6 protein-coding genes and 1 pseudogene are annotated in these 5,244 nt (G+C 40.5%); all 7 read right to left on the bottom strand.

Going from position 1 to position 5,244, the window contains the following annotated elements; genetic code table 11:
- On the bottom strand, positions 1-244 hold a 244-nt coding region (locus tag NA59_RS12425; protein WP_044413362.1), incomplete at its 3' end, for a hypothetical protein.
- A 6-nt stretch (positions 245-250) separates the two neighbouring features.
- Complete coding sequence (locus NA59_RS12420) at positions 251-1,273, bottom strand: virulence RhuM family protein (RefSeq protein WP_044413359.1); 1,023 nt, start codon at positions 1,271-1,273, stop codon at positions 251-253.
- Between the two features lie 121 nt (positions 1,274-1,394).
- On the bottom strand, positions 1,395-3,446 hold the full coding sequence (locus NA59_RS12415) for a DUF262 domain-containing protein (RefSeq protein WP_044413356.1): 2,052 nt from the start codon (positions 3,444-3,446) through the stop codon (positions 1,395-1,397).
- Positions 3,446-3,985: a hypothetical protein gene (locus NA59_RS12410; RefSeq protein WP_157792638.1), complete on the bottom strand. Its 540-nt coding sequence runs from the start codon at positions 3,983-3,985 to the stop codon at positions 3,446-3,448. The genes NA59_RS12415 and NA59_RS12410 overlap by 1 nt, the downstream gene beginning before the upstream one ends.
- Before the next feature lie 32 nt (positions 3,986-4,017).
- Positions 4,018-4,572 carry a hypothetical protein gene (locus NA59_RS15610; protein WP_232504096.1) on the bottom strand — a complete coding sequence of 185 codons (555 nt, stop codon included), beginning with the start codon at positions 4,570-4,572 and terminating at the stop codon, positions 4,018-4,020.
- A gap of 15 nt (positions 4,573-4,587) precedes the next feature.
- A pseudogene (locus tag NA59_RS15845) lies at positions 4,588-4,938 on the bottom strand (DNA methyltransferase); the annotation flags it as partial.
- 87 nt (positions 4,939-5,025) lie between these two features.
- Positions 5,026-5,244: transposase (locus tag NA59_RS12400; RefSeq protein WP_157792637.1), on the bottom strand; the 219-nt coding region annotated here is incomplete at its 5' end.

The following is a 5,244-nucleotide window of genomic DNA, read 5'->3' as shown; positions in this document are numbered from 1 at the left end:
GTTTTAACTGCACGCGCTTTAAGTTATCCAACAGTTCGTCTTCGCTCAACACCAAACGGTTTGCCGTTCCCAACTGGGGATCAGAACCGTAATCCAAACCAAACTGCTGATCACCAGGCCTGATGCTATTGATTTGCGGCATGGTAAAGGGTGCGACACAACTCTCTTGCCCTTCAAATAGGTTGACTACCGCTTCCCAAGCGGCCTTTTGATGCGGAAGATTTTGGTTAAACTGAAGTTTCATAGTCGATTACTTTTCTATAAGTGTTTTTATGGATTTATCAAAATCCGATTCATACAAACGGTCTTGAATAATGCGGTATTTTTCAAATTCGGATTCGGCATACGCCTTGACGATTTCCGCCGATACTTTTCCCGCGTCTTGCAAAATCTCTCTGTCGGTCATTTCTAAAAAGCGATTAAGGCGCACTTCCCAATCTTGCATGGTCATAGGGATTTTACGCAAGGCCATATCTTCAGCAATATCCAAATACGCCGAAACCAAGCGTTGCAACTGCGCCATCTCGTTTTCAGTCAGATAGTTTTTCGCCACCGACACATCAAACTTCTGAATCTTACCGCTCGGCGCATCTTTCCAAGTCACCAAACCCATATTGTGTTTTTGATGGTCTGCGCGCTCTACAATCACCTCCGCCGCCGTTTGACCATGAATCGCCCAATGCAGCTTATTCTGTACCGTGGCAAAAAAGCGCTTGGTGGCTTGGGCCGTCACGTCATAATCAATCGACGTCGCATAAATATCGGTGATCTTTTGGTAAAACTTACGCTCAGACAAGCGAATTTCACGAACGCGTTGTAACTGCTCTTCAAAATACTGGTCAGTCAGCGTGGTGCCGCCGTTTTTTAAGCGCTCATCATCCATCACATAGGCTTTAATGGTGAACTCTTTAATAACCCTAGTTGCCCACTTACGAAACTGCACCGCGCGCTCTGAATTAACCTTGTAACCCACCGCGATAATCGCCGAAAGATTGTAATGCTTGGTATTGTAGTTTTTACCATCTGCGGCAGTTATTCGAAAATTTCGAATAACTGAATCCTCTTCCAGCTCACTGTCGCTAAAAACTTTCTTTAGATGGTAATTAATCGTCTGGGTTTCCACATCATACAGCGCCGCCATCATCTTCTGCGTCAGCCAAATATCCTCATCCGCATAAACCGTTTCAACACCGCTCTCGCCATTTGCGGCAATAAAGGTCAAATACTCAGCGGCAGAAGACCGAATCAAGGCCGTGTTCGTTTTCTCAGTCACCGATTACACTCCTTTTTCCCTGCACAACTAATACCGACAAACGCCCCAACTGCTCGCTAATGGAAGCGATCAGATTCAGGGTTTTCGCGGTAAGAGTGAATGGCGGTTGGTAGGTCATCATTTAGGCATACTTTATATAAAGATCATCTTCAAGATCAAAGAGTGTTAATGCCAACTTAATACGCTCAAACTTTCCATTATTGTCTAAATTTGATTCAACATAGTAACTATCATTAATAGGCCTAGCCTCACGTATCCCAGAGTGTTCAGGTGTTTTGGTTAAAGTAACTTTTTCAGCCAACTCCGTTGTAAAAAAGATACTTGGATTCCTCTCAAACAACTTTTCCATCACGTGCAAATAGAGCTTTGCCACTTGCGTAATCGCCAACTTTTCATCTAAAAATATCGCATATTCCAACTTCTTGCCTTTAGGTTCTTCGGCCTCAAAAATATTGAGTTCTTCATTTTTAGAATCTTCTAGCTGAACACTTGGAAAAGGCCAAATTTCTAAAAAACGATTGCTAATTAGGGCAAAACGCGCCTCAACCTGCTCTAAACTCCAACGTGGAATGGATGACAAATACTTATTTAACCAAAGTCGGCTATCAGCATAGCCCGCATTCTCTAAGTCACGTTTCTCAAGAAAAGGTTTGTTGCTCAGCTTGCCATTATTACCGGACAAAGTCAGATTGCTGATTGTGTGCAGATAGTTTTCTTTAATCTTATTGAATTCCGACGAATCCAAATTAGCCCGCCACTTACTATCCGGAGTTTGCGGAAAGATATGCTCAATGGTAATCGACGGATTACCTTCAATTTGAACATACTCATTATTGTTATGATTTTCTAGGCGCTCCAACAAATACACACGGTTTTTGGACTTGATGTTATAAACGTCCTTAAACTTGAACGCATCAATCACTTCTTGATCTCGTGGGAAGCGTTGCGAACCAGACTTGCTAACTAAAGCGGATTCAATTGAGTGTATATAACGAGAAGGTTCGACCTTGTCATACAGGCTCATAAACACTTTATTTAACGCATTGGTTGGTAAACCAACGATAAAACGACGCCAAGCATAACTTTGCACCACACCCAAAACACGAAGAAAAACATCCTTATTAATCAACTTTTGATGATAATCGTCATAAACCTTCATTAAAAAAGGATAGGCAACATTAATTTCAAGACGATTGATATACCCTAGCTGAATCTGAATGTCTTTATCGGTTTCATTTTTAGGATTAATTAACTTGTTATAGTGTTTTGCCAACTGTTTGAGTGATGACAAGGTGGCTTTCAAATTATCCAAAGTTGACGTGGGGAATTTGTCTTTAAATTCCTGATAAACTTTGCCTTTGTTAGGAATCTTTTTATTTTCAAGCGTTAAAAAGTCGCGGATAAAATCCGAAACACGGCTAACATTATCGACTTCATCCTTCGCTAAGGCTTCAATAATTTCCCAATAGTTTTGGTAAATTAACTGTTGATCATTACGACTCAAACCCATCAAAATATAATTTCTAATCAAATCGGATTGCGATAACTCTAAACCCGTTGAGTTCAAGCTTTCAAAAATGCGTTGCGGGTCATCTTTCTCACGATCAAGCGAAATCTCAACAAACATTAACTTGGCTAAACCACGCTGCACAAATTCCATATTGTGCTCATTGATTCGGGTACGGAAGTATTGAAAATTATCAATCAACTTCGAATACTCATTAAACTCCTCACCCTCATCTGAACGCAACAAATACTGTAAAGCACGCTCATTATTGTCAGTTGGCTTAAGTTTTAATTTTTCACTATCTGAAACATACTTATTGATTAAATAGGTTTCATTAATTTCATCCACTAACTGGTGATTATCTAACTCCATCGCTAACCGATAAAGCGCAACATAAATCAGCGTTAACGTCGTTAAACGTTGTTGGCCATCAATAATTGTTAATTCTTTAATCTTAGACGAGGTATAAACATCATCATGCACATACACGATGCTGCCGATGAAATGGACATTCATATCCGAACGAGACCCAACCTGCAAAATATCATCAAGTAACTGCTTACATTGCTGAGTATTCCAATCATAATTGCGCTGATACACTGGAATAACAAACTGCGTTTTATTTGAAGACAAAAAGTCTTCTATTTTGGTTTCATTCGCTTTCATTACTCTTTTCCTCTTAGACTATTCAAAAACGTTAATGCCATCGGTTCCAATATCTTGCAAACACCCTGCATCATCTCAGGGGCAAAAGTTGGCTCACCTCCATCTGTTTTTTTAAAAAAATTTTCAATATTTCCATGATTAATGTCATGCCTTAACTGAACCAGCCTAACATTATCTTTATTATCTTTATTATCTTTATTCTTTTTATTATTTTTATTGCTTTTATCCTCCTCGCTTAACTTTGCTAGGAAGCTATCTATTGATTCTTCGGGAAACCGAAAACAGGTGACATCTACGCCCCGCTTATAAAGCTGATTTAATAAAGAATTACTTAAAGTACTTGAATATAAATATTCTGATGTAATCGCACTATCGTTTTTCTCTAGTGGCTTTGCTACCTGCCGTAATAAGGCTTCGATTCCTGTTATATAGCTTAATGCGGAAGCCAAATACAACTCATGGGCATAAGCATGGATTGCTTGATCAAAAAACCAATGCACACCTGCGTTTTGGATATTTGCTACATAGGCCCATGACAAGATTTTTGCTTCAGTCTTTGTGTTGCACATAATCAAATACTCAGTACGTCTTCGATGCCGGTTTGTTTTAGGCGTTGGATGGCGTTGGTTTTGGTTATGTCATCGGTGAAGCTGGTGTCGCGGAAGACGACTCTTAGCACGGGGTTTTCGGGTGTGCTGAGGTTGGCGATGGCTTGGACGGTGTCTAGGGTGATGTGTTCGTCAAAGCAAGCGACCAGTGAGTTGTGGGCGACTGACCAGGCCTGGTGGTTGGCGACTTGGATTTTTTCAATTGGCAATGTCAGCGGCAATCCGTATTTGATTAGCACTTCGTAGAGTAGGTCTTCTGGGGTTCGGTCAGGCAGGATGTTATCGACCGCATCGAGTAGGTCGGTTTCGAGGTTGTCCAGATTTGGGTTCCATTTTTTGATATTGGAGGTATCGAGTTTGAGGACTTTGAAGCCGAGGTCGGCTTGGGTGTCTGGATAATCTTCTTTAATTTTTTTAGCGGCTCGGCGAATGCGTTCTTTGCCTATTTCGGCAATGGTGGCGTAACCGGCTTTGCGGGCTTCGGAGTTTTCTGGCGTGGGTTCGGGGATTTGAGCCATTATAAATTTACGTTTACCTTTATTTTGCGCATTAAGATCCATTATTGCCTCGGCACTAGATCCTGACCCAGAAAAACAATCTAGAATAATGTCATTATTATTAAAGCTACCAAAACTTACTAAATATGAAAGTAAAGCTTTTGGCTTTGGATAACTAAATAAAATACCCTGTGATTTGAGGTAGTTTTTTGATTTTTCAGTCGTTCCAAAATTTTTTAGGACGGACAGGATATTTCTTGCAACTTCTCTTTTTTTTCTATACCGAACCGCAGCATTTGCATTAATGTAAAACTCAATTTCCTGATCGTCATCATCTATAACAGGAGAACAATCATTTTTGATAAATTCTAGGAGCCTGTCGGGCAAATAATCGCTAGTTGGCCCAAAACGGGCTTTTTTGCCTTAAAATACGTGATTTTTAGCATAATTGAGCGATTTTCTGTCCTATTTCCCCTACTTTAGACGCAATGCTCCCATGCGTTTTATATTCCAGGCTAAACACACAAGTGACCATTCGCCTTTTACGGCCTCTAATCCTCGCAGTGAAAAGGTTCTAAAACCCATGACGGATTTGATGATCCCAAACACCGGTTCGATGGTTTGCTTTCTAAGCGCATAGCGTTTTCGACCTTCTTGGGTTTTGAGCGTGTGTTGCATGGTTTGTTTGATGCT

This window comes from Thiomicrospira microaerophila (assembly GCF_000934765.1).
GTDB classification, from domain to species: Bacteria; Pseudomonadota; Gammaproteobacteria; order Thiomicrospirales; family Thiomicrospiraceae; genus Thiomicrospira; species Thiomicrospira microaerophila.
Note: the sequence above shows the minus strand (reverse complement) of the source record. Positions and strands in the feature narration are given on the sequence as shown.

What these genes read in the sequence shown, in the direction of transcription:
- NA59_RS12415 (WP_044413356.1), bottom strand. Translation starts at nt 3,446, where the DNA reads ATGAAAGCGAATGAAACCAAAATAGAAGACTTTTTGTCTTCAAATAAA.
- NA59_RS15610 (WP_232504096.1), bottom strand. Translation starts at nt 4,572, where the DNA reads ATGGCTCAAATCCCCGAACCCACGCCAGAAAACTCCGAAGCCCGCAAA.